Here is a 23,789-nt window from a genome sequence, read left to right as displayed (position 1 = left end):
CGGGGTTCAATCCCGGCCGCTCTCCTGCATCAGCTCCCTGAACTGGCTCGGGGTGATGCCTTCGCTTTTTTTGAAAATCCGATTGAAATACGTCGGCTGGTAGCCGACCGCCTCCGCGATATCGTTGATTTTGTCGTCGGTATCGGCAAGCAGCTCCTTCGACCTGCGCAGCCGGACATCCGTCAAATATTGCACGAAGTTGATACCGGCCGCCTTCTTGAACGCCTTGCTCAGCGCCAGCGGGGTCATGTCGTGCTCGTCGGCGAGCCCGTCGAGCGACAGGTCCGCATCGCCGAACCGCTCATGGATCGCGTCCAAGATCCGCTCGATCACCAGCTTCACGCGGACATGCTGATCCTCCGACTCCCGCTTCGTTCTGAGCATGTAGGGACGGATGATTTTTTCCAGGAAGAGCGCGGTAATTTCCGGAATGCCAATGCCACGCTCCATCTCCTCCTGCAGCGTGAACGGCTCCGATTCGAACGGGTTGTAGCCCGCCTTCAGCATGACGAACCGGAGGTTGCCGAGCAGCTGCAGAAGTCCCTGCTGGAACAAATATTCCTTCGTCGTATTGGCCTGCAGCTCCCGACAGAACAGTTCCAGCGCGCTCGCGGCTCCCTTCTCGTCCAGATTGCGGACCGCCTGAACGATCTCCGACTCCGCGGCAAACGGGTAACGGATCTCTTCGCTCATGGACATGTTGAAATCCTCCGCTTGAATAACCTGCTTCTCCTCGTATAAGTCCCGATAGCGGACAAGCCGCTTGGCTTCCTCCCACGCCTGAGGCATCTCGACTGCGGATGCGATCGGGCTGCCGACGCATAAAGTGACGGGCATGCGCAAAAATTGGTGGAGGGCGTCAGCGAGCCGCTCCGCGAGACGGCGCAGCTCGCCTCTGCCCGCTTCGCCCCGACCAGCCTGCGGATCGCTCAAGATGAGGCCGATCGACAGATCATGCAGGTTGACGATCTCGCATCGCATGCCTTCGTCCTTCAGCAGCTCTTCGATGATATTCACCGCTGCGAAGGAAATCAGCTCCTGGTCGCCTTCACGGAATCGCACCGCGGACTGTGGGACGCCCGATAGCTGAATACCGATGATCGTGTATCGGGTTCCGTCCGTGCCGAGACCAAAGAGCTGCATGCGCTCCTTCAGCTCGGCGGGCGGCGCGTATTGGAAGTGGCCCTGCAGCAGCTGCAGCAGGAAGCCCTCCTTCATGACCGGAAGCTGCTGCTCCAGCCGTTCCTCCAGCACGCGGCTGCGCACGTTTATGCGCTTCCACTGCTCCGTTATGAAGGCGATCTCGTCCGAAGCTTCGCCGCCTGCCCCTTGGCCCGTCCGGAATACGTCGATCAGCGTGCGGATCGGCTGATAGAGCCTGCGGGAGACGAAGAAGGCCGACAGCACCGCCAGCAGCAGCACCGATGCCCCGAATACATACACGAAATACGAGGCGGCGACGACCGGCGAATTGATTTGGGCCAAGGCGTCGATGCTGACATAGCTCCAAGTTTTGCCGAGCCGCTTGACGGCCGAATGGGTGACGAGATACTTCTGCCGGTCCGTCTCATAAATCGGATTCTTCACGGCTTCCCGATCCGTCCGGATTCGCTCGATGAGCCCGTTTTGCAGACCCAAGGCGGCCTCGGTCTCCGAAGAACTGCCGATCCGGTTGCCCGCTTCGTCCAGCAGGAAGGCAACACCGTTCTCGTCCAGCGTCGAGCCGCTGAGCAGCTGGGAAATTTGGCTCCGCTTCACATGCACGAGCAGGACGCCGAGCGGTTCGGCGTCACTGTTGGCCGGCAGCTGATAGACGAGCGTAAGAGCCCCCGCATCCCCGCCCTCGCCATAGGCCGCCGGCTTGAAGGCTGTCAGCCAGAACGTCGTTTGCGGGTAATTCAGCAGCTCGTGGAACCGCCCCCTATCCTCCGGGCGCACGGCATAAGTGCCGTTGCTGTCCGAATACATATCGCCCGTCCGGTCCAAATAAAGGTTGGCTTGATCGATGAGTGGATTGGACTCCTTGATCAGCAGCAAATACGTATAAAGATTGCGAATAAATTCGTAATCGTACCGCGTCTCCAAGCCTTTCAGCCTCAATCCGAAATCCGGGTTGAACGCCCATTGCGTGGCAGTCTTCTCCAGGTTGGCCAGTGCGTTGTCCAGGCGCAGCGCCGACTCCGCCGCTTGATGCTGGCGGGAGGAGAGCACAATACTCTCCATCTGCCGGGTGCCGATCCACTTGACTCCGCTGCCGACCAGAACGGTAGGGATGCAGATCGCAAGCAGGATGAGGATGAGGCTTTGCCGGTAAAATCTTTTTTGGAATAAAGCGGACATGCGGAACGCACGAAGGGAAACGAACCAGTTTTTCAAAGGCGATCTCTCCATTTTGTCGGTGCGGAGCTGCCGCGCCCCATAGGCGGGCGCAGCTCCTCAATATTCGAATATACCTTAATACTACCACCAAGACGCCCGACATGCCGCATCTGCCCTGTAATCGTTCCGCCGATCACCGTCCGTTCGCCGTACCGCCTCGATTCGGCCTTCGATCCGATCAGCTGCCCTGTCTTTTCCGGTAATCCTCGTTCAGCTCGTTTGCGATTTGCAGGTATTGGCTATCGGCCTTCAGATCGGTGACGAATTGATCCCAAGCCCCGATCGGCTCGCGGCCCAAGATGATTTTGATCTTCAGGTCCTGAATGCGCTTGTCATAATCGGCGCCGACCTTGTTCTGCGTCTCGGAGTTCAGGCCGATCGCCGGATTGGGCGTGCCGGCCTTCGCCTGCTCGTCGATGATCGACATGTTGCGCTTCAGGAAATCCTCCGGAATGCCGGTCTGATAAGCGAAGGCGTACTTGTTGATGTCGCTGAATATGGGGAAAATAACGCCGGAATACTCCTTGGCCTTCTCCGTGAACAAGTACATATCGTCCTTCTTGTTGTAATGCTCGCCTGCGATTCCGTAATTCGCCATGATGCTGCCTTCCTCCGACGCGCCGTAGTCCATGAAAGCGAGAATTTGCTTCATCTTCTCCTCGGGCACGGACTTCGGAATGACCCAGAAGCCGTAAGCGCCGCTTCCCACCGGGGAGAACCGGCCTCTTGGGCCGTCGAGATACGGCGTATACAACAAATCAGCCTTCGGGTTGCTCGCGCGCATCTGGCCGGTCAGCAGCCAGGTCGGCTTCATCGCGTCGGCGAAGATGCCCGCCTTGCTCGTCGTAATGCCTTCCCTGACCTGCGTGTTCTTGAGCGTCGGAAAGTCGGCGGACAGCAGCCCTTCCTTGTACACCTTATTCAGCCACAAAAGCGCCTCTCTCGTCCCCTGTTCAAGCGTCAAGTCGATCAGCTTGCCGTCCTGCGCCTTCCACTTGCCGAGGTTGCCGTTCATAACGTTCTCGACCCAGGACAGATTGCCCATATTGCCCTGAGCGACGGAGGCGATCAGGCCGATCGTATCGTTCTTCCCGTTGCCGTCGGGATCGTTCTCCGTGAAAGCTTTCATGATCCCGTACATGTCATCGATCGTCTTCGGCGGCTGCAAGCCAAGCTTATCCAGCCAATCCTTGCGGATAATCGGCATGCCTTCCGTGCCGACGAGCGGTCTGGCGAACGGAATCCCGTAATTTTTGCCGTTCAGGCTCGTATTGTCCCAACTGGCCTTCGGCAAGGCGCTCAAATTCGGATAGTCCTTCAAGTGCGGCGTCAAATCCCAGAAAGCGCCCTGGCCCGCGATCTTGCGAACCTGCGCCTGGAACGGGTCGCGAATGAGCAACAGATCAGGCATGTCGCCCGAAGCGAGAGTCACGTTCGTCTTGTCGTTGTAGTTGTTGGACGATACCCACGTAATGTTCAGCTTCGTGTTCGTCCGCTTCTCGATTTCCAGACGGATCGGGTCCTGCTCATTCGGCGGCTCCGGGCTGAAGTAATCCGACATGATGCTGATTTCGACCGGTTTCTCTTTCGACGCTCCGCCCGGCAGCGAGCCTCCCGCGGTTTGATTCGTATTTTGGCTGCAGGCAGCCAGCACCCCCGTCATAGCGACGACGCCCGAGAGCATAACCAGCGCGCTCTTTCTTGCCATGGATGACTCCTCCTTTTTGTATAAACGCTATTGTATATAATCTCATTCCTTAATGGAACCCATCATGGCTCCCTTGGCAAAATGCTTTTGCAGGAATGGATATACCATAAGAATAGGTACGGTCGCAACGACGACCGCCGCCATCTTGATCGTCTCGCTCGGAAGCTGAAGATCGTTGCCCAGCGCCATCGATCCTCCCATGGAGGTCGACGAATCGACGATCATGTTGCGCAGCAGCATTTGCAGCGGCCACTTGTGATAATCGTTGATATACAGCATGGCGTTGAAGAACGTGTTCCAATAGCCGACAGCATAGAATAGGCCGAAGGCCACCATCGACGGAATGGACAGCGGCAGGATGATCCGCACCCATACGCCGATCTCGTTCGCGCCGTCGATCGTCGCGGCTTCCTGCAGCGCGTTCGGAATGCCGTCGTAGAACCCTTTCATGAGCAGGATGAACCAGCCGCTCGACATGACGGGAATGATCAGCGCCCAGATGCTGTCGATCAGCCCCAGCTCCTTCACCAGCAAATAATCCGGGATAATGCCGGCCTGGAACAACGTCGTCAACAGAACGAGCAGCAGGAGCACCCTGCGCCCCTTCAGCCGCTTGCGCGACAGCGTGTAGGCGAAGCTGGACGTAATCAATAGCGATAGCATCGTGCCGACAATCGCCAGGAAGGCGCTGACGCCGATGGCGTCGACGAACGCCGACGTCGAGAAAATGTATTTGTACGCAAGCAGGCTCCAGGCCGTAGGAAAGAGGACGAACCCTTTGTCGATATACTCCTGCGGCTCCGTGAACGAGACAACGAACACGTAGTAGAGCGGAAACAACGTAATCAATCCGATGACGGACAGCACGCCGACGTTCGCCGTCGTGAATGCCCGGTCTCCCCAAGATGGCTTCATCTAGTACACTCCCTCCTCGCCCAGCTTCTTCGCCAGCCGGTTGGCGACGATGACGAGAATAAGGCCGGTTACAGATTTGAAGAAGCCGATCGCGGCGCTGTAGCTGAACTCTCCTTGCTGAATGCCCGACCGGTAAACGTACGTATCGAACACGTCCGCTACGCCCGATACCGCGCCATTGGTCATCAGGAACACCTGCTCGAAGCCGACGTCCATCGTATGTCCGATCCTCAGAATAAGCAGAATGACAATGACGTTCCGGATAGAAGGCAGCGTAATATGCCACATTTGGCGGAAGCGATTCGCCCCGTCCATCTTGGCGGCCTCGTACAGCTGCGGGTCCGTGCCGGCGATCGCGGCCAGGAACAGGATCGTCCCCCACCCGGCATCCTTCCATATGTTCTGGAGAGTAAGCATGAGCCAGAACAGGCGCGGATTCGTCAAGAAATCAATTTTGGCGAAGCCGAGCGAAGCCAGCAGCTCGTTGATCACCCCTCCCGACTGGTTCAGCAGCAGGAACGTAATCCCGACGATGATGACCCAGGATAGAAAGTGGGGCATGTAGACGATCGTCTGGATCGTTTTTTTGAACCGCTGACTTGTCAATTCATTCAATAGAATCGCAAGCACGATCGGGAGCGGAAAAAATAAAAACAAATTCATGAAGCTGATGGCCAGCGTGTTCCGGAACAGATTCAGAAAGTCCGGGTTCGAGAAAAACCGCTCGAAATGCTCGAGGCCCACCCACGGGCTTCCCGCGATTCCCTGATAAGGAGAATAATCCTTAAAGGCAATGACAAGCCCCCCGAGCGGCACGTATTTGAACAGAAGAAAAAATAATACCCCGGGCAATGCCAGAGCGTATAAATATTTGTCGCGTCTCCATGCTTGAAGCCAACTACTTCCCATGGTGCCCCTCCTTTTCTGGTCGTAGCGCTAGCATAAAGGCCGCGGAGTCTTGCCGGCAATCATACATTTCTCCCCGCACCTTGCACTTTTCTACCGATTGGACTTTTCTCTAGGCAACGACAAAAAAGCTTGGAAGGCCGCGGCTGAGCAAGGCTCAAGCAACATGCTTCCAAGCGAACGAAGAGCTTTCGACTATCATAGAGCCACGGGATGGCGCGGCGAGTTCTGCAACCTGCCTCCGCTTAGCAGTTAAGCAAAAATACGCACTTGCCATGCTTGCATAAAAATGTTAATATAACTTGCTTCAACAAAAAAATGGGAGTTGAGCGTATTGAGTTCACAAACAACAGCTGCCCAAACACCAGGTATCTTTGGCAACCGTTTTATACAGACGATCTTGTTGTCCAATGTATTGCTACAAATCGGGATTTGGGTACGAAACTTTGCTATTTTGCTTTATGTATCGGAAGTTACCAATAGGGATCCGTATGCGATAGCGTTGATCAGCGTTGCCGAGTTTGCGCCGATCTTCGTATTTTCCTTTATTGGGGGGACGTTCGCGGATCGCTGGCGGCCCAAACGCACGATGATTTGGTGCGACCTGCTCTCATCGGTGTCGGTATTCGCCGTGCTGTTCGCTATTCATTTTGGTTCTTGGCATTCCGTATATTTTGTGACGTTTATCTCCGCGATCCTATCGCAGTTTTCCCAGCCCTCCGGCATGCGGCTGTTCAAACGGCACGTACCAGCTGAACAACTGCAGCAGGGTATGGCGCTCTTCCAGTCGATGATGGCGATTTTCATGGTGCTGGGTCCGATGCTGGGAACGTTCGCCTACAGCCATTTTGGCCTGGAAACCTCTATATCCGTCATGGGGGTTGTGTTCCTACTCTCAGCGCTTGTTTTGGTGCGTCTTCCTGAGGATGACAGTGTAAAAACCGCTACGTCTGGGAAAATTCTCTCGGAATTGTACGAAGGGTTTCGTTATGTATGGCAGAGTCGGATGCTTCGGACACTCGGCGTCACGTTCATGCTGGCAGGGCTTGGTGTAGGCATCGCACAAGCGCTCAATCTGTTCATTGTTTCGGAACGACTTGGGCAAGAGGACACCTTCCTGCAGTACATGCTGATGGTAAACGGCGGAGCCATGCTGATCGGCGGCATTCTCGTGGCCGGATTCGCTAAGAAAGTCCCCCCGCAGCTCCTGCTCGCATTTGGCATGTTGGTCGGAGGTGTGTGCACCATGATTGTTGGATATTCGACAAGCATCCCACTGACATTGACGATTCAGTTCGTGAACGGGCTGGTATTCCCATGCATTCATATCGGGATCAGCACCCTTATCTTAAAATGGTCACATGAGTCGATTGTCGGCAGAGTCAACGGTGTGCTCAATCCGTTGTTCGTTGGCATGATGGTGATCGCAATGTCCATTGCAGGCGTGTTGAAGGCTTCGTTCTCACTGGTATTCATCTTCTCCGGCATCGGACTGCTATTCCTTCTTGGTACCTTGGCCCTTGTTCCGGTCATGAAATTGAAAGTGCCGGATACGCTTCAATCGTAAAGTATCTCAGGCAATGCTCTAGTGGTTTGTATGTGGGTATAATGAATAGCGGAGCGTCTGTGAAGTGGAGAGGGTGATCATGGTGATCATCCTCTTTTGGCGTATATGCCAGCCTGTTACACAACTCTATAATCTGTTCTGACAACGTATCAAGCTTATTCTTCATAAGGATCACATCCGAATATCGCTCAGGTATTCCCTCATAGCCATAATGGATCCCAGCAAGTCCCCTGCTATAGCCAGCCCCGCGAATAGCATGAGAGCTAACGCGTTTAACCAGTCTTACGGCGAATTCGAAATGCCCCGGGTATAAGGATAAAAATCGTTCCCAAACACATACTACATTGCGTGTTGCGTGTAAGTAATCACAAATCAACTTAGGAGGAAACAACAAAAATGACTTCCAAAAAAGATGAAGTATTAAAAGCCGCGGCTCAAGCGGGAATGGCGGCAGAAATCGCGGAAACGGTAAAAACGGAAGTAGCGAATGAGCTGTCTCCATTAGAGACTCAGCTTAGACAAATGCAACAAATTTTGTCTCAAGCTCAGCTCTCGTCTAATCAAAGCTCTAGCTCAGCTTCGTCGGGATCGACAAGCAAGAATCAACAACAGCTCAATCAATTAATCAGCCAAATGAACCAATTCAGCACTGAAATTCAAAACCAACAGAAACAATCCATACAGCAGCTTCAACAGTCTATCCAACAAGCGAACCAAACGCTGAATCAAGCGAATCAAACCGTTCAATCCTTTCAAATGTTAAGCCAAATGCAGCAGCTCATCCAGCAATCCCAACATCAAGCCAATCAAATGACGCAACAAAGCTCCGGTTTCCAAAATATGAACCAAAGCAACATGAACCAGAGCAGCATGAATCAAAGCCAGATGAACCAAAAAAGTATGGATCAGACCACGATTCAATAAACATACAAGCGGGGTTGCGTACCGTTACGTAGCCCCTTTTTTTAGAAAGGGGAATGGAAAATGCTCATAACCATCCTAACCTTGATCTTAGTGGTATTAGCAACCGGATTCGTTTTTCGAGGATCCTTTTCTAATAAAAACGCCGCCGTCCCCAACCAAGCTCCATCGCCGTTAAGAAACCGATTGCAAGCACAAACGGATATCGAGGCTGCTCTTGAATTTGAAGCATACAAACAAAATAAAGAAGCTTCCGTCAACTTGCTTCAACATGAAATGAATGAAAACCAAAGAAAGTTCGCAAGGCAATACCACAACGATTTTGAAAAACTAAAAGGCGAAATTCAATCAGGATTTGTTCATATTCAAAAAGAAAATCAAATCAACCTACACAAAGCTAATGAAAAAATGCAAGATTGGATAAAAGATTTCGTGAATTCGCAGCAAAGAAAGCTTCAGGAATTTTTTCAAAATACAAATGACAAAATCAAGCAAGATATACAAAGTGAAATTCAAAGCTCGGAGCAGCATGTTCAACGCGAAATCAGGATAGCGAGGCAATTCGTAAAAGAAGAAATTCAAAAATCGACATGGAAAGCATCATCAAAAGAAATACCAAAAGCAAAGGCAGCCGGAATATCGGAAGAGCCTGTAACAGAAAACCTCGAAAAACAATTAAATATAATCGAACTTACAGAAACTCAACTTCAAACGAGTATTTTTAATGAACTTACTTATCAATTGGCCGATGCACAGAACACGATGGCACAAATTGATGCCCATCTGGAAATGCTGCATTTGCTTCATACATTGGAATGCGAATTTAACAATCAGCCTATATCCACGTTCGAATAGAATCTTGGCTGCCCGAGTAAGTCTCGGCGGCCGTTTTCATTTCGGAGAGCAATTGAGGACAGTAAAACTGGCCAGCATTACCCCGCCACCTCGGGCATCCATGAAAGATGAGCATACTTGTTGACCCATTTCCCGAATCCCATCATGCATAATGCCCGTTGAATGCTCTTATTCATTAAGACCCCATGAGGTTGTTCATCCACAAGAAAGCCCCACCTTCTTCTTCTACCCGACAGGCCATCTCGGATTTCAATCGTTATGTAGCTTCCCTCAGAGACCATGTATTCCTCAAGGCGATAGTGATTCCTTCTCCCCTTGCACAGCATCGTCTGCCGCGGAATAGGCGGGAGCATTTGAGCTTGAAGTCGGTCCTTTGTAATTCCCAGGTCAACACGCTGCCTTTCATACCTGTTAAAATGTCTGAATGCTGCAAAGTTATTCAAGATCGGTTGTTCGCTCAAACGTCCATAGAATGTTGAAATCATAATAACGTGTCCCATTCTCTCATAGGTGAAAATGATATCTCTATCCATAAGACCTACAGTGGATGAAAGAAACTCGATTCGTTCTGGTTGATTCATCAGATAACCGATGATCCCGACCAATTCACTTTTCGTCACAATCGGTCCTACTCTTTCGTTCCAACGGTCTGCAGCATGCTGACTGACCTCTGCATCCATAACCTTGCGTGTCTTTACAGTAGGCGTGATTGGCTCGATCCGATTCATACCCATGTATCGCTCCAGCATCTCTTTCGTATGTAGTTGTCTCGGTTGCATGATGGATGATAAATAGCGTAAAACAACTAACCTTGTACTCACACGTTTGCCCTCCCATTTCCTTTAATTGCTTGCGGGGTATCGCCTAACAACATGCTCACAATATTGTTATAACCAATCATTTTATTTCCCCTGAGAAACGAGCGGAATTGAATATATTCCACCGGATAGCCGGTCCTAATTCTCCAGACCGCTTGGTCAATGGCATGTTTATTGTGAAGATTACCCATGTATCGGTCATCAATTTCTACATCCATGATCATTTGGCAAACATAACCGTTCTTTATATTCATCCTGCCCGTCATCTGGAAAAGCATCATTAGCTCGATATAAAAAGCCGGATTTGCGAATCGTATCGCCTCAAGCTGCGCTTTTGCGCCTTTCAATTCATTCAACTCTGCAAGTGCGGCCATAGGTCTCTTCTCCTATTCTCCATAAATAGCCCAAGGATAAATTAGATTTTTGATTTCCTCAATAACCCTCTGTTTAGATGCACTTGCTTTCTCCGGACCAAGATTTTTCGTCATTAATATGCTTTTCAATACAGCCAACATTTGCTCATCCGTCATATCATCTATATCATCCGTAGAGATCGTCTTCAGATCACCTTCCAGAATACTTTCGTCGCCAGCATCCGCTTCATCATCCACAATGTCAATACCGTAATCGGAATGTGCCCAATCCGGAAAATAAGCATCACCCCATTCATTACTTTCCGGATCATCGTACTGATGACCGCATTCCCCTTCAACCGCTAACTGCGCTTCCCACCATTTCATCTGGACGATACGCATGGGGACAAAGAGCTTCGATTCCTCAGTTGAAAAAACTCTCCACCCCTTTTCATTAATAAGATATTGGCTGAAGCTTCTCAATTCTTTGGCTGTAACTCTTTCCGGGCATTGCTTTTTGAAATGCATGATCACATCCAGCCTCGTTTTATCTTGTGCATCCAGCACCGTAACCGATTTAATTCCTTTAAATTTTGCATTAAAGACCTTTGCAGCTTCATAAGCATCCTTGATTTTGCTCTCGATTCCTTTCTCCTGAGCCAGCTCACTTGGAGACTTCAATCTTAAATTGAAATAGAACCACCATTCTTTTGTTGTTCTTACCAATTCTATTCACTCCTTATGTGTTCTTATGAGATTAATATAACATAAGAATTATTAAGATTCAACAATTAATTTTATAATTAATTAGAATCAATTAGAATTTCAATTTAATTCATTCTTAACCAATGTAAGATTGTCGAATCCCCTTTACATCGCCATCTAGTGATTCCGTACGTTTCCAGATGAACTGTCTGTTAAATTGGCTGAGGGACCCAGCATTGACTCAGGCAGAAGTTATTAAAGATTGGGAAAAGTTCTATAGAAGAAAATAAGCCTAAGCGTCGGTCAGGGAAGCCCGGCGCTTAAGCTATTATAGGTGATTGTTGCTGCCAACCGTTACTATATCCCTTCGGATCAAATACCGAAAAACTCCGCCGCTGTCTCCGTCGTTGCCTTAGCGACCTCTTCTGCAGGTCTCCCGATACATCCTGCTACAGTTTGCAGGATATGCGGCAGGAATGCAGGCTCATTCCGTCCATCCGTTGGCTTTTCCTTTAAGTCCCTTGGAGTCAAGAACGGTGCGTCCGTCTCGATCATAAGCCGATTGGGCGGAATCATTCGTACAAGGTCCCTCAGATGCTTACCTCTTCGTTCATCGCAAATCCAGCCGGTAATCCCGATGTAGAAGCCCCTTTCAAGGTATGTCTTTAGCTCAGACTGAGTCCCTGTAAAACAATGGATCACCGCTTTTTGAACCGAATGTTCCTTAAGAATCGCAATAAAATCTGAAAATGCCTCCCGCTCATGTAGAAATAGCGGCATGTTTAACTCAAGCGCCAAACGAATTTGCTCGGTGAACCATTTACGCTGAACGTCCCGCGGCGAGAAATCCCGGTTATAGTCTAGGCCGCATTCCCCGATGGCTACCACCTGTGGCAATGCCGCTAATTCCTTTAACTTCGTGATCGTCTCTTCATTGCAGCTCTTGGTATCATGGGGATGTACTCCCGCAGTAGCATACAACTTCCCCACGTAACGTCCGGAGTAGCGGGCCGCTTCTATACTGTTCCTCAGACTCGTACCTGTTAGGATAAGGGGTGTAACATGGTTTGCAATAGCTCTTTCGACGACCTGCTCACGATCTTGGTGAAAGGAACGATGCATCAGATTGACGCCGATATCAACGATTGGATGATTCATGATTCGAGTGGCCCTTTCCTTTGTCTCCATCACCGAGCAGCTTTCGGGCGGCACACGCTCAGCTAACCATACTTCGTTACCCGCGTAATAGAAATTGACTCCGAGTTGCTTCGCACTTATCGTATCGACCTTAAGAATCACTAGCTCTCCTCTACGGCTTCCCGCGAGCGTTGCAAAATGAGTGCCCTCCGACAAATGAACATACTGCCGACTCATCGGACTTAGGCCCTCCTTCAAGATCGATGGGAGAGCTTTCTTGTTCGTACCATGGTAGAGAATGCCCGGTGGATCAGCCGGAGCATACTGAACTTTATCATGGCTGTGGCCGTACCTTGCTCTTATACGGCCGCCTTCGATTTCAAAACGCTGCTTATCCGAATTGCGGACCACCTGCTCGATATCTTCCTGTTTCACCCACGCCCATTTTGGCTGGGTCTGTATAGCTCTCAACAAAGTGCTTAACGGACACGAACCATCCACTGGATCTAAGACAACGCCGAAATCCTCGGGCGTGTGACGAAGAATCTTCGTCATCAATTTGCTTAAGCTTTTTTCGCTTGCTTGATTTATCATAACTAACACATCTCTTCCTGGTTGCTCTGATTCATTAATCGCATTATAACCGTTTCAAATGCTCGGGAGGTGGGAATGTTTGGTTAGACCCAAATATTCCGAGATTCCCATGTAAAAAAAGGATGCCCGAATCCACTGAATGATTCAGACACCCTATCACGATTATAGACGCGGATCGATCTCCCGCTCCTGTGCAACTTCAAAGAGCAAATGCAGCTAAATTTGTTTATTTAATCCAAATCCTACATTATTACTTGATAATTTGTTACAGTTTTTATATTGATAGTATGGAATCAATTTGAGCAAGCGGCCAAACAATTAAATCGAGTATAACCGTTGAATCTTCATCTTTTAGTTCAATCGCCAACCCAAGCTTCACATAGAGATTAACGACATCCATCGTATTAGTGGGGTACTCGTAGCCATTGAGCTTTAATCTACGTCTAACCTCAATTTCCCTCTCATACAGTAGTTCGTATTCCTCTTTCTCCGCTTCCGATCCATTCAATGGTTGTCTTATAGAAAAATTAATAAATGTATTAGGTTTTGTTTTTTTCTTCAGGTAGCGGATAATATCACTTTTATTTAAGCCACTGGCAATACAGTAGCTAAAGTAAGGTAGCAAAGTGATATTCGGCATAGGAAGCCATCTTCCCCATCCCTTCTCATAAAACTGATTTGGAATAACAGATTGCCCAACAGGTACTAGACCCAACCGCACTAGTGTTTTGACCGTAATCTGTCCAGCGGTTATAAAATTGCTCGTATCATTCTGAAAATAAGACATGGTCAGCTCCTGTCTGTACAATGTACGGTAATATATATCCAAAGGTCTCTCTATGCTTGCAAATTTATACTCAACAAACATACCACTTTCATTTCCCTGCTTATTAAAGGATATTCCTGTTACCGAGTATTCATCAATTAACTCGTGGTCTCTTTCAGGCCGGTCCATGTCGAGTAAACGAAGATCACTCAATTCTTGAAACTCTTCATTACTTATATCGATAAGCTTCAGGTGTTCATCGTCATATCTTGTTTTTAAAACTTTGTAATTCTCTCCCTGATGGAGCAAAAGGAACTGTGCGTCTTTATGAAAAATGACCTTCTTGAAATTATAAGTTGCTTGTCCATTGTTATTTGACAAAATCAATGCGTCCACATTACTTACTTTGGGTATCAATAAAATCACCTCTGGTAATAATAACTAAATATTATCACTTTAAAGTTTTAAATACAACTGAATTAAACTTATGGTGTTATTTAATTTCCAGAGTTAATCCTCTACTCTTAATATGGGAGTGATCAAATGGGTGAGTTTAAAAAAATTATCGGTGATAAAATACGTAATGTACGTAATGCCAGAGGAATGACCCTCCAACAGCTTAGTGAAACAACTGGACTACAGACTTCTTATCTTGGGGATGTTGAAAGAGGTAAGAGAAATATATCCCTTGATTCGTTGGAGAAGATTATGATCGCACTTGACATAAGGCCTGGGGATTTATTTGATTTTCGTGAGGTCGATATTAATTCATGCGAATTTGGGATAAGTTCTATTCTTGAGGTACATTATCAGTTTTTAAAAGCTAAGAAAACCGAGGATATAAAAATGATTCATCGTATAACTAAGGATATTTTTAACTCAATCGAAGGATACCGTCAGGAAAAGGAATAAGACCTAAGTTCAATATAAGAGAGGAAGATCACGCCGTTATCTTCCCCTTGTTTATGTACTTACTTCTTGTTTGATCCACCTGCTCTTCCCTGAAAGGATTACGTAGATCCCCCCAGTCTGAGTTTCTACAATATCATCAAGATCCAGTCCGGTAAGGTTAGGTTCGTCTATTTGCAACTGTAAAATATCAAGCACATAATTCTACGAACCATGAATTTTCGCTGAATATTGATTCAAAACGGTAGCGATTTCTGAAACCCGCTTCTCCGACCTCAAAAAATCAAGAATAGAAGTTACTGAAATTTTAGTCCCTCCTATACATGGTTTCCTCCTAAGCTTTTGCAAATTTCCAAAGTCGATGGAGGAATGGATCCTTTTTCCCATTATAGAAGCAAGCAATATACTCGAAAATTTGTTCCGTAGCTTCTTTTCGAGTTTTAAACTTTTCTAGATATACGAGTTCTTTCTTCAACACGCTGAGTTGCCGCGTGTTTCCTTGCTTCTTTTTAGCAGCTTCGATCAATTTGGATTTATCGATACCCTTTTCGGTTAGTTCCTTAAGAACTATTAACACATTAGATAGCAATTAATCCGCCTTGATGAAGTGATGGGAACAAAACTCTTTCCCATACTTACCGCATCTTCCACATTGGTAAGCCATCCTATCATTTTTATTCTTGAGTCCAAGTATCGAGATGGAGGCATAAGATTATTCCTGCCCCGCCATTTTAGCAACACTGTACACTCCACATGCACCGTATGCGGAAAGCTACCTCATTTTTGGGGCTCTGTTATAATCTCTTTATTTCACGAGAGCTCAAGGATTTTGTATATGTTGTTTATTCTATTAATTTTATTTACCATACTATCTCACGAATTATTGCGGCAACTTTACGGCAATGGATAGTTCAGTGCCAACCCGGAATGCAGAAAACATAAATCCTTTGACTGTTGGCACTATAACCACTCATTGATAAAATGGAATCACAAGAAACTCACTTTGAGAAGAGTCAAGGCACTTCCCGACGACTTATCTGCTCTTGAATATTCTTTCAATGAAATCGCAGAGCCTGACTTATTTCTTGTAACCCAAGTTTTTGGATCAATAGATTCATAACCAGTCATTCGAAAGTCTGAAACCATACATTCTTTAGCAAACGAATTGTTACGAATAGAGTCACCTGATTTTAAGAAATTAATTTTTCCAATAAGACTCTTTGAAATTCCAAGATGTGCAACTAAACCATCTTTAGAACCAATTACAGCATAATTCCCCGAATGAAAATCGAGCATTCGAAACACAGCTACAAGCTTGGAAACCATATATTCATTACTGATTGCTTTGATTGTATCAAAATCGAATGATGCTGAAATAGAGATGGGTTTGACCATTTGTTCAGGAAGAAGGAATTCTTTAGCAAATTGGTTTGCCTCTATTTCAAGTGGCTTTCTAGTATTATCCATCAAATCAGTTCGAGAACACTCAAACTGCTCTCCTTTGTGATTCAAACTAAAATGTCCGAGTTCGTGTGCTTTTGTGAAATTAATTCTCCCCACATTCTTTATATCCGTATTAACGAGAATAATTTGTCTTCCCTCGGCACGAATTAAGCTCCCCATGTAGTTTTTATTACCATAATCCATTTCATCATAAATGATATTATAATGTTCAAATATTTTATCCAAACTCAAAGCAGGTGTTGCTATAATATTGAAATCACAAAGCAACTGTCTTGCTTTTTCAGCTGATATCATTGCTGCGATTTGCCGAGTAATTCGGTCACTCTATTCTTAATCTTAACCTTTGTTTCAGAATCAATCTCACCGTCTGAACGAGCAGCTATCTCCCAATCCTCAAAATCATTTGACTTTGCTGAAGTAAATTCGACCACATTATCAACCTTTTTAATTTGGTTAAAAGCATCCTGAATTACTGATTGTAACAGCACCTCACTGTTGCGCTTAGACTGTAGCAATGTTTTCTTTAGTTCATCGCACAGCACCATAAATTGGTCAACCTTTTGAACAATTCGCACTTGCTCTCTTAGGGGTGGAATTGGAACTAAAGTCTCTTTTAGTTTCGATCCATTAAAATTTGCTTGACCGTTTTGTTGTGTTATTTGTGGTTCTAACTGAGTTTTTCTAAATATCGTTGAATTCATGTAATAATTAACATACTTGACATTCAAAAAGTTCAAGAAAATAGAACAACGGATCAAATATGAAGCAAAGGTATACTTCATGGAAGGGTCTGTAAATATTCCGGTTTTACCCACTAAATCATAACTATTAGTTCGGTTGAATAACAGATCCCCCGCTTCTAAATATAACCTTGGCAAGTCGCTGATCCCTTCTTCCACATATTTCAAGTCTGTAAAATCTATCTTTCCGTTTATGACGTTATTCATCCTAAGGACAGGTACCCCAATATTTTCAGATGAAGCTTTCGTAGAAGTTCCGTAGTCAACACTTTTACAAATCTCCCCAAACCTTACCCATTTCCATCCTTGTGGTAACTCATAAGGAATTTCTAGATCTGTAATTTCGGGCAATGGCTTCTCTTTCTTAATTTTCTTTTCTTTAATCAACTGCTCTTTCTCAGCCTTAATCTTTTCTAACAACACCCTTGCAGGTTCATCAATCTGGTCTTGTGGAACAAGTTCACCTTGAAAAGCTTCTTGAAGAATAGACTGCCGTAATTTACCAACTAGAATGGACTGTGTTTCAACCTCTTCATCTAGCTCAACAAATTTACCTTTTGTTAGTTTATACCACTCGATCATTTTATTCTGCTCGAGGATATTCGGCAAAATGATTTCATAATTTAAAAACTTTTCTTCATCAAGATATCGTCTGTTAGTAGTTCCCGAACTTGACTGGTTACAAATCTCAATAAAATGAGATGAAGAAGTATACAGATGAAACCATTCAATGTTTAATCGAGTAGTGTCAACATCGAACGACCAAAAATTTCCAGTAATAATTGCGTTTTCAAGTTCATCTGGTACTACACCAAACGCACCGTATCTAGCGTCAATCTTAGACAACAAGAATTGTCCCTTTTTTAGGATAAACTGATTCTTAGTTCCGATATTTGATCCTATCTCAATATCTCTTAATAAAATTCCTTGATTTTTTGTTTTAATAGTAACTCTTCTATAATAAGCATCATCTTCAATAACAACTGCGTCTTTACGTCTTGTTAATAGATCGCCAATTCTTACGATATTCATGATAATAAATCTCCTTGAATCTGACGCAGTATATCTTGTGATCGCTCTAATGATAGTTTTAGATCTTCTAACAATTCCTGAGTGCTCTTATGAGCCATTTCATTTTGTGAATTAGGTTTTTTTATATCCAAGTTATAATTACGTTTTTTTATTTCTTCAATGCTTACTTTCCAAGCATATTCATTTTCTACGCGTTCGAACCACCATTCTTTCTCGATTTCAAACTCTTCCAATCGAATGGGCTTAGTTTTTGTGTAATTCTTATATCCGATAGGAAGCGGATGTTCAAAGTACCACACTTGGTCTGTGGGTTTACCCTTTTCAAAAAACAACAAGTTAGTATTTATGTCTGTATATGGAGCAAACACTCCTTTGGGTAATCGGACTATTGTATGAAGGTTAAACTCTTCTAGCAATTTCTCCTTAACTGATGTTTTAACGCCTTCTCCGAATAAGAAACCATCCGGCAAAACGATTCCAGCCCGACCGCCATCTTTGAGTAAAAACATCAGAAGTACCATAAACAAATCAGCAGTTTCTTTAGTGCGGAACTTTTCAGGAAAATTGATGTCAATCCCATCTTCTTCAATCCCACCAAAAGGTGGATTTGTTACAATTACATCTACTTGATCTATAGGACGATAATCTCTAACATTTTTAGTAAGAGAATTGTCATGTTTTATCTTTGGAGTATCAATGTCGTGCAGAATCAGATTTGTTACCGCCAGCATATGGGGCATCGGTTTTTTCTCAATTCCCATAATTGTATCCTGCAATATCTGATTATCCTCTACGCTTCTGATTTGCCCGGTTTTCTTAAAATGTTCAATTGTACTAGTCAGATAACCGCCTGTTCCACAGGCAAAGTCTAATACCTTCTCACCCAACTGAGGATTAACCATGTCAACAACAAACTGTGTTACAGGACGAGGGGTATAATACTCTCCAGCATTACCCGCATTCTGCAAGTCCCTTAATATATTTTCGTAGATATCATTAAACATATGACGATCTTGTTGTGTAGTAAAATCAATCTCATTAAGCTTATTTATGACTTGGCGCATCAAGGTGCCGGATTTCATGTAATTATAGGAATCCTCAAATACAGCTTTAACGATAAAAGCTTTGGGATCGCTATATTCGTCTAATTCCATCTCTTTCAATTCTTTGAACAGTTTGTTGTTGACGAAGTCCAGTAGTTCATCGCCAGTCATGCCTTCATCGTTGGCTGCCCAATCGCGCCAACGTAATCCTTCGGGAACAATAGCGCGATACTCATCACGCATCAATTCCCATTCTTCTTCCTTCGCGTCAAATACTTTTAAGAACACCATCCAAACTAATTGGGATATACGTTGCGCGTCCCCATCGACACCCGCATCTTTACGCATAGTATCTTGAACAGATTTAATAATTGCAGAAACTGACATCTACATGTTCCTCCTAAATCGTATCTATGCTGAATAAATTACTTTGCCCAATTCCCTTATGGCTGTCATATAACCCTGTTTCCCACCGAATCGTTTTACGATTTCGATTGGAGAACCGAAGCTCTGAAACTCAGGAATCTTTAATACTTCAATACTCTCCAAATTTTCGATCCCTGCGTCAGCGTATTTCTCCAACAGAGCTTCTAAAACAATTCTCGCTTGATCACTGTACTTTGCGAAATAATTACGCTTCTTTACATTATCTGCTCTCTCGCGGCGCGTGAGAGGGGGCTGATCAAAGGCTACATGACAAATGAGATCGAAGGGATCGAGATCTTGACCGACTTCATCTTTTAGTTCATCAAGCAATATGCCCTGTGCCTCTAGTTCTTGTAAAACTGCTTCCTTTTTGTCAGCGGTATTCCACTTTTGAAGGAAATCATCAAGAGATTTGAATTCGTTCTTTACGTTTTTCTTCGTGTAGTCGATTAACGACTCGGTGATAAGTTTACCATCTTTATCGTAGTAATACACACGATGATTCAATACTTTCACTTCGACATTATGAACGTAATATTTGGCAGGCGGATCGTTAATAATATCCCCTCCATCAGTTGGAGGATCATCATATGAACCGCCACCAATACCATCATCACCTGTCGGTTCATTCCCATCACCAGTTTCAGTATCTTCTGGGGGAATGTCGCCATCTGGTTGATCAATGATAACAACTGGATCTCCGTCGAAATCAGGATCGGCAAAGAGCTTAGTCACATTACGAAAATCAATGATCGTAAAGTACAGCTTTCCGAAGTCTTCCCGAATTCTTGTGCCGCGACCAATAATCTGCTTGAACTCAATCATGCTATTAATGTTGGAATCCAAAACGATATACTGACATGTTTTCGCATCAACACCAGTAGTCATCAGCTTACTTGTAGTAACGAGAACAGGGTAAGACTCGTTAGGATCAATGAAATTATCCAACTCGGCTTTGCCTTCTTCGTTGTCGCCTGTTATACGCATCACATACTTGGAATTCTTGGCGACCAAGTCAGCATTCTCATTGACAAGTGCCTGACGCATACGTTCAGCATGATCAATATCCACGCAGAAGAAGATCGTCTTTGCCATTCGAGACTGGTTTGCTTTAAGGTAGTCTGAAACCATTTTCGCAACCGTCTGTGTACGTTTCTCCAAGATCAAGTTTTTATCATAATCCTTTATGTTGTACTCGCGATCTTCGATCTCATAACCATATTTATCTCGCTGCCCTTTGGTAGGTCGAAAGCCTTCGACGTCCTTATCGAGCAATACTCGAATAACTTTATAAGGAGCTAAGAAGCCATCTTCAATACCTTGCTTTAACGAGTAAGTATAAAGCGGCTCACCAAAGTAACTCAAATTTGAAACTTCCTTAGTTTCCTTCGGTGTTGCAGTTAACCCTACATGTGTAGCGGAAGTGAAATAATCTAAAATTTCACGCCAAGCAGAGTCCTCTTTTGCGCTGCCTCGATGACACTCATCTATGATGATGAGATCAAAAAAGTCTCTGGAGAACTCTTTGTATGCATTTTGAAAATCCTCTGAGCCAGATATTCCTTGATAAAGCGCTAGATAAATTTCGTGAGCCTTATCGATCTTACGACTCTTAATCTTCGTCATTTTATCGCCAAACGGAGCAAAATCGTTAGTCATCGTCTGATCAACGAGTATGTTTCGATCAGCAAGAAATAAGATGCGCTTTTTCGACTTGGACTTCCATAAACGATATATAATTTGAAAAGCAGTATAAGTTTTACCCGTTCCAGTAGCCATGACAAGAAGGATTCTATCTTGTCCCTTAGCAATGGCTTCAACTGTTCTATTAATAGCGATCCTTTGATAATAACGTGGACTCTTTGAATCCTGAGTAAAATAGTAATCCTCTACAATCGTTTCCTCAGTCTGAGTGCCAATTCCTTTGGCTATCTTATATCGTTGCCAAAGATCTTCAGGAGATGGGAACTGAGTCAACGAAAGCTCCCGCTCAACTTTTCCTGAGGTAGCTGTCCTGTCATGCTCGAGAAATCCATCTCCATTTGAAGCATAAACAAAAGGGATGTCCAGAATATCACCATAGTTCACTGCTTGTTGCATCCCCGCACCAATGGAGTGCTTATTATCCTTAGCTTCAATAATTGCAATCGGGATGTTAGCTTTATAATAAAGGATATAGTCCGCACGTTTCTTCTCGCCACGAGTAACTACTTTCTTACGAACAATAATTCGTCCATCGGTGAAAGTTACTTCTTCACGAATCTGCTTCTGCAGATCCCATCCTGATTGAACTAGTGCCGGTGTAATATACTTTGAGCATATGTCGCGTTCTGAGAGGTCTTTTTTGTTCAATTGAATCCCTCCGATTAAGAAACATCAAATAGTTCTTTTTACTTATTCCACACCCTTACTCGAATTCCCTTTATTCGACATACACCTACCAATATTATACATGCTGTTAAGTACATCAGTATGTCAGCAAGCATATGTTCTCATAAAATAACTAAGCCCAAGCTGGTTTTTAGCTTGGGCTCCAAATATCCAATTCCATCTTTATATAGATTTATCTTTGCCTTTAAAGCGTTTCTCGGAATTAATGGGTTCAATCATATCATATCCGTTTCCAAAATCAGTTACTTTATTGTTCTGGATTAGATTAACTGAACCATTTTTCTCAAGTCGCTTTAACAGGGGGAGGTCACTATAAGGGTTTGAAAGCCATTCCCTAGATAACGTCTTCGATTTTTTATACATTATCTCGCCTCCCCCGATAAATTTAATGATTAAAGTTTCCCTCTAAGAACTTGAATGCTTCTTCCTCATTTCCGAAAACCGCATTCATCCCGCTAATATTTGTGGTTCTTCCACTTGCCTTAGTTAATTTAAGGGCAGAAGTTTTCCACTCATCGTTGGTCTTTCCGAGGGAAATAGTTATTTGAGATTTTTCTTTATCCAAAATCCACGAATGTTCGTTCGCATCATTATTACGAGTGTACTCCCAATCAAGGTTCTCGTCAATCTTACTTAAAGCATTTATTATTTCCAGAACACTTTTATAACGTTTATCTGGATCATTATGCATCGCCTTATTAATTATGCCCCGTAATTTCTTTGGTATATGTGGCAGATAAAACTTACGATCGGGGAATAGGCCTTTTTGAATTGCTTCAATTATTTTTTCTCTTTCAAAATTATTGCCTTCCACAAGTATCTTATGCTGATTCTTAAATACCTCATTACCGTTGCACATTCTATACAACGTTAAACCAGCTTGATAAACATCATCAAAAACGGTCTTATCAGTTGTATTATATGATTCAGGTGATCTATGTTGTGTATATTGCCACTCTTGGGATGCAAATCCGTTTTCATCTAAGTACCTTGCTAAACCAAAATCAGTCAGTATAGCTCGATCATTATCATTAACAATTACATTTGTTGGTTTAAGGTCAAGATGAAGCATTCCTTTTACATGTATGAATAATAGCCCACTCAAGAAATCCAAAGAGTATTTAATAATCTCTCTAACTGTCAAAGGTTTATGTTCCATTAATGTATTTACCGATCCCTTTTCATAAAAGGGCATCGTAATATATACATTATCCTTATCTTGTGCTGCATAACGGATCGGCATTATATGAGGGTGGTTAGCCTCATTCAAAATCTGTGCCTCAAGGAAATAATCAGTGACCTTTTGATCATCAAGAGATTTCTTTGTTATCTCCTTTAACACCAATGCTTCGTTTAACTGTGGGTCATGTGCAATATGTACTTTTGAATTTCGACCCTCTCCACCGATAGACTTCCACTTATTCAGTGACAAATGCGCTTCAATCCCATTATATATAAACATGAGTTCCCCCTATTTTCTACAACGAATTGCAGCAATTGCCGCCATATAGCTTTCCCTATGATTCTTATGAAACTGATTCCAATCGCCCACGCCGAAAGCATTAGTACCTTCACAGCATTCTTTTAGTTTCTTATTGGTTGTGCCCAATCTGGAAGCCATTGAAGTTAATGTTCCTGTAAAATAATTAGAAATAGTGCTGTTTGAGAATAGCTCCTGTATGACGCCTTCAATATTAAGACGTGAAACGTTAGCTTGCTGAGCTGTTCCTTCTGCTGTGCGTAAGCCAGCTTCTGTAATATTGTGTTCGCATATTAGAGAAAACAGTGTAGTTCTTATAAAAGACAATTGGCGAGGTATATCTAAAGCCTTAGGTACAATTAAAATCTCATTAAAATAATGTCCTTCCTGCTTATCATTTTCCGCCACTACGGTATAAAAAATTTCTGAAGGAGTGACTCGAATCCCGATCCCTTTTGTCTCCATTATTCTCCCCTACCTCTAAGTATTTGTACAAGTATGATATCAATGAGTCTTACAAATTACAATTTTTAGGCAGGAATTATTTCCTATATTAGGGCTTGCTGAATGCGAATAAATCCATATTTCACAAGGGTTACCGGGCATTTCCGTCGAATATATCTGCAAGGAAAACGTGGCAAAACGCTCAAAAACCTTGCAGATGGAGTGACGAAACATGT

The 23,789-nt window shown here is 44.6% G+C and carries 21 protein-coding genes and 2 pseudogenes; 4 read left to right on the top strand and 19 right to left on the bottom strand.

Features of this window, described 5'->3' with window-relative positions; translation table 11 throughout:
• Nucleotides 1-6: 6 nt before the first annotated feature.
• From GSF01_RS24900 to GSF01_RS24885, 4 genes are all read right to left on the bottom strand, one after another.
• Nucleotides 7-2,376, bottom strand: coding sequence for a helix-turn-helix domain-containing protein (locus GSF01_RS24900; RefSeq protein WP_159887980.1), 2,370 nt, complete (start codon nt 2,374-2,376; stop codon nt 7-9).
• Between the two features lie 181 nt (nt 2,377-2,557).
• Entirely contained in the window at nt 2,558-4,087 is a 1,530-nt protein-coding gene (locus tag GSF01_RS24895; protein WP_159887979.1) for an extracellular solute-binding protein, read from the bottom strand.
• 42 nt (nt 4,088-4,129) lie between these two features.
• Nucleotides 4,130-5,002 carry a carbohydrate ABC transporter permease gene (locus tag GSF01_RS24890; protein ID WP_159887978.1) on the bottom strand — a complete coding sequence of 291 codons (873 nt, stop codon included), beginning with the start codon at nt 5,000-5,002 and terminating at the stop codon, nt 4,130-4,132.
• The gene (locus tag GSF01_RS24885) at nt 5,003-5,911 is read right to left on the bottom strand and encodes an ABC transporter permease (protein WP_159887977.1); all 909 of its coding nucleotides are present in this window, start codon (nt 5,909-5,911) and stop codon (nt 5,003-5,005) included.
• Between the two features lie 331 nt (nt 5,912-6,242).
• Here GSF01_RS24885 and GSF01_RS24880 point away from each other — a divergent pair, with 331 nt between their 5' ends.
• From GSF01_RS24880 to GSF01_RS24870, 3 genes are all read left to right on the top strand, one after another.
• Nucleotides 6,243-7,475 carry an MFS transporter gene (locus tag GSF01_RS24880; RefSeq protein ID WP_159887976.1) on the top strand — a complete coding sequence of 411 codons (1,233 nt, stop codon included), beginning with the start codon at nt 6,243-6,245 and terminating at the stop codon, nt 7,473-7,475.
• 396 nt (nt 7,476-7,871) lie between these two features.
• A complete protein-coding gene (locus GSF01_RS24875) occupies nt 7,872-8,399 on the top strand; it encodes a hypothetical protein (RefSeq protein ID WP_159887975.1) in 528 nt (175 codons plus the stop codon).
• 60 nt (nt 8,400-8,459) lie between these two features.
• Nucleotides 8,460-9,251, top strand: a complete 792-nt coding sequence (locus tag GSF01_RS24870; protein WP_159887974.1) for a hypothetical protein — start codon at nt 8,460-8,462, stop codon at nt 9,249-9,251.
• 77 nt (nt 9,252-9,328) lie between these two features.
• Here the strand turns inward: GSF01_RS24870 and GSF01_RS24865 are convergent, their stop codons facing one another.
• The 6 genes and pseudogenes from GSF01_RS24865 to GSF01_RS24840 form a co-directional block, all read right to left on the bottom strand.
• Nucleotides 9,329-10,072 carry a hypothetical protein gene (locus GSF01_RS24865; protein ID WP_159887973.1) on the bottom strand — a complete coding sequence of 248 codons (744 nt, stop codon included), beginning with the start codon at nt 10,070-10,072 and terminating at the stop codon, nt 9,329-9,331.
• Nucleotides 10,069-10,443: a hypothetical protein gene (locus GSF01_RS24860; protein ID WP_159887972.1), complete on the bottom strand. Its 375-nt coding sequence runs from the start codon at nt 10,441-10,443 to the stop codon at nt 10,069-10,071. Before GSF01_RS24860 ends, GSF01_RS24865 begins: the two co-directional genes overlap by 4 nt.
• Nucleotides 10,444-10,455: 12 nt before the next feature.
• Nucleotides 10,456-11,148 carry a hypothetical protein gene (locus GSF01_RS24855; RefSeq protein WP_159887971.1) on the bottom strand — a complete coding sequence of 231 codons (693 nt, stop codon included), beginning with the start codon at nt 11,146-11,148 and terminating at the stop codon, nt 10,456-10,458.
• 351 nt (nt 11,149-11,499) lie between these two features.
• Entirely contained in the window at nt 11,500-12,285 is a 786-nt protein-coding gene (locus tag GSF01_RS24850) for a TatD family hydrolase (RefSeq protein ID WP_159888009.1), read from the bottom strand.
• 21 nt (nt 12,286-12,306) lie between these two features.
• Nucleotides 12,307-12,858 (bottom strand): annotated as a pseudogene (locus tag GSF01_RS24845) (RNA 2'-phosphotransferase); the annotation flags it as partial.
• A gap of 274 nt (nt 12,859-13,132) precedes the next feature.
• A complete protein-coding gene (locus GSF01_RS24840) occupies nt 13,133-14,041 on the bottom strand; it encodes a DUF6042 family protein (protein WP_159887970.1) in 909 nt (302 codons plus the stop codon).
• A gap of 126 nt (nt 14,042-14,167) precedes the next feature.
• Between GSF01_RS24840 and GSF01_RS24835 the strand changes: the two genes are divergently transcribed.
• The gene (locus GSF01_RS24835) at nt 14,168-14,536 is read left to right on the top strand and encodes a helix-turn-helix domain-containing protein (protein WP_159887969.1); all 369 of its coding nucleotides are present in this window, start codon (nt 14,168-14,170) and stop codon (nt 14,534-14,536) included.
• A 201-nt stretch (nt 14,537-14,737) separates the two neighbouring features.
• On the opposite strand, the gene GSF01_RS30480 is transcribed toward GSF01_RS24835, so the two are convergent.
• The 9 genes and pseudogenes from GSF01_RS30480 to GSF01_RS24790 form a co-directional block, all read right to left on the bottom strand.
• Nucleotides 14,738-14,920: a DUF433 domain-containing protein gene (locus GSF01_RS30480; protein WP_407945797.1), complete on the bottom strand. Its 183-nt coding sequence runs from the start codon at nt 14,918-14,920 to the stop codon at nt 14,738-14,740.
• Nucleotides 14,919-15,008 (bottom strand): annotated as a pseudogene (locus GSF01_RS29895) (IS3 family transposase); the annotation flags it as partial. The gene GSF01_RS30480 and the pseudogene GSF01_RS29895, both read right to left, overlap by 2 nt.
• Before the next feature lie 512 nt (nt 15,009-15,520).
• Complete coding sequence (locus GSF01_RS24820) at nt 15,521-16,291, bottom strand: ImmA/IrrE family metallo-endopeptidase (protein WP_159887966.1); 771 nt, start codon at nt 16,289-16,291, stop codon at nt 15,521-15,523.
• The gene (locus GSF01_RS24815) at nt 16,288-17,769 is read right to left on the bottom strand and encodes a restriction endonuclease subunit S (RefSeq protein WP_159887965.1); all 1,482 of its coding nucleotides are present in this window, start codon (nt 17,767-17,769) and stop codon (nt 16,288-16,290) included. The genes GSF01_RS24820 and GSF01_RS24815 overlap by 4 nt, the downstream gene beginning before the upstream one ends.
• Complete coding sequence (locus GSF01_RS24810; protein ID WP_159887964.1) at nt 17,766-19,199, bottom strand: type I restriction-modification system subunit M; 1,434 nt, start codon at nt 19,197-19,199, stop codon at nt 17,766-17,768. The genes GSF01_RS24815 and GSF01_RS24810 overlap by 4 nt, the downstream gene beginning before the upstream one ends.
• A 24-nt stretch (nt 19,200-19,223) precedes the next feature.
• Complete coding sequence (gene hsdR / locus GSF01_RS24805) at nt 19,224-21,590, bottom strand: EcoAI/FtnUII family type I restriction enzme subunit R (RefSeq protein ID WP_159887963.1); 2,367 nt, start codon at nt 21,588-21,590, stop codon at nt 19,224-19,226.
• Nucleotides 21,591-21,791: 201 nt separating this feature from the next.
• The gene (locus tag GSF01_RS24800; protein WP_159887962.1) at nt 21,792-21,992 is read right to left on the bottom strand and encodes a hypothetical protein; all 201 of its coding nucleotides are present in this window, start codon (nt 21,990-21,992) and stop codon (nt 21,792-21,794) included.
• Between the two features lie 22 nt (nt 21,993-22,014).
• Nucleotides 22,015-23,091, bottom strand: a complete 1,077-nt coding sequence (locus GSF01_RS24795) for a serine/threonine-protein kinase (protein WP_159887961.1) — start codon at nt 23,089-23,091, stop codon at nt 22,015-22,017.
• Between the two features lie 9 nt (nt 23,092-23,100).
• Nucleotides 23,101-23,574 carry a hypothetical protein gene (locus GSF01_RS24790; RefSeq protein WP_159887960.1) on the bottom strand — a complete coding sequence of 158 codons (474 nt, stop codon included), beginning with the start codon at nt 23,572-23,574 and terminating at the stop codon, nt 23,101-23,103.
• Nucleotides 23,575-23,789: the final 215 nt, after the last annotated feature.

This window comes from Paenibacillus puerhi, from assembly GCF_009846885.1.
Classification (GTDB): domain Bacteria; phylum Bacillota; class Bacilli; order Paenibacillales; family NBRC-103111; genus Paenibacillus_G; species Paenibacillus_G puerhi.
This window is presented reverse-complemented; position numbering and strand designations above follow the sequence as displayed.

Coding starts and splice junctions, on each gene's coding strand:
- GSF01_RS30480 (WP_407945797.1), bottom strand. CDS start 14,920: ATGGGAAAAAGGATCCATTCCTCCATCGACTTTGGAAATTTGCAAAAG.
- GSF01_RS24895 (WP_159887979.1), bottom strand. CDS start 4,087: ATGGCAAGAAAGAGCGCGCTGGTTATGCTCTCGGGCGTCGTCGCTATG.
- GSF01_RS24835 (WP_159887969.1), top strand. CDS start 14,168: ATGGGTGAGTTTAAAAAAATTATCGGTGATAAAATACGTAATGTACGT.
- GSF01_RS24795 (WP_159887961.1), bottom strand. CDS start 23,091: ATGTTTATATATAATGGGATTGAAGCGCATTTGTCACTGAATAAGTGG.
- GSF01_RS24860 (WP_159887972.1), bottom strand. CDS start 10,443: ATGGCCGCACTTGCAGAGTTGAATGAATTGAAAGGCGCAAAAGCGCAG.
- GSF01_RS24820 (WP_159887966.1), bottom strand. CDS start 16,291: ATGATATCAGCTGAAAAAGCAAGACAGTTGCTTTGTGATTTCAATATT.
- GSF01_RS24885 (WP_159887977.1), bottom strand. CDS start 5,911: ATGGGAAGTAGTTGGCTTCAAGCATGGAGACGCGACAAATATTTATAC.
- GSF01_RS24870 (WP_159887974.1), top strand. CDS start 8,460: ATGCTCATAACCATCCTAACCTTGATCTTAGTGGTATTAGCAACCGGA.
- GSF01_RS24875 (WP_159887975.1), top strand. CDS start 7,872: ATGACTTCCAAAAAAGATGAAGTATTAAAAGCCGCGGCTCAAGCGGGA.
- GSF01_RS24815 (WP_159887965.1), bottom strand. CDS start 17,769: ATGAATATCGTAAGAATTGGCGATCTATTAACAAGACGTAAAGACGCA.
- GSF01_RS24810 (WP_159887964.1), bottom strand. CDS start 19,199: ATGTCAGTTTCTGCAATTATTAAATCTGTTCAAGATACTATGCGTAAA.
- GSF01_RS24800 (WP_159887962.1), bottom strand. CDS start 21,992: ATGTATAAAAAATCGAAGACGTTATCTAGGGAATGGCTTTCAAACCCT.
- GSF01_RS24850 (WP_159888009.1), bottom strand. CDS start 12,285: ATGAATCATCCAATCGTTGATATCGGCGTCAATCTGATGCATCGTTCC.
- GSF01_RS24890 (WP_159887978.1), bottom strand. CDS start 5,002: ATGAAGCCATCTTGGGGAGACCGGGCATTCACGACGGCGAACGTCGGC.
- GSF01_RS24790 (WP_159887960.1), bottom strand. CDS start 23,574: ATGGAGACAAAAGGGATCGGGATTCGAGTCACTCCTTCAGAAATTTTT.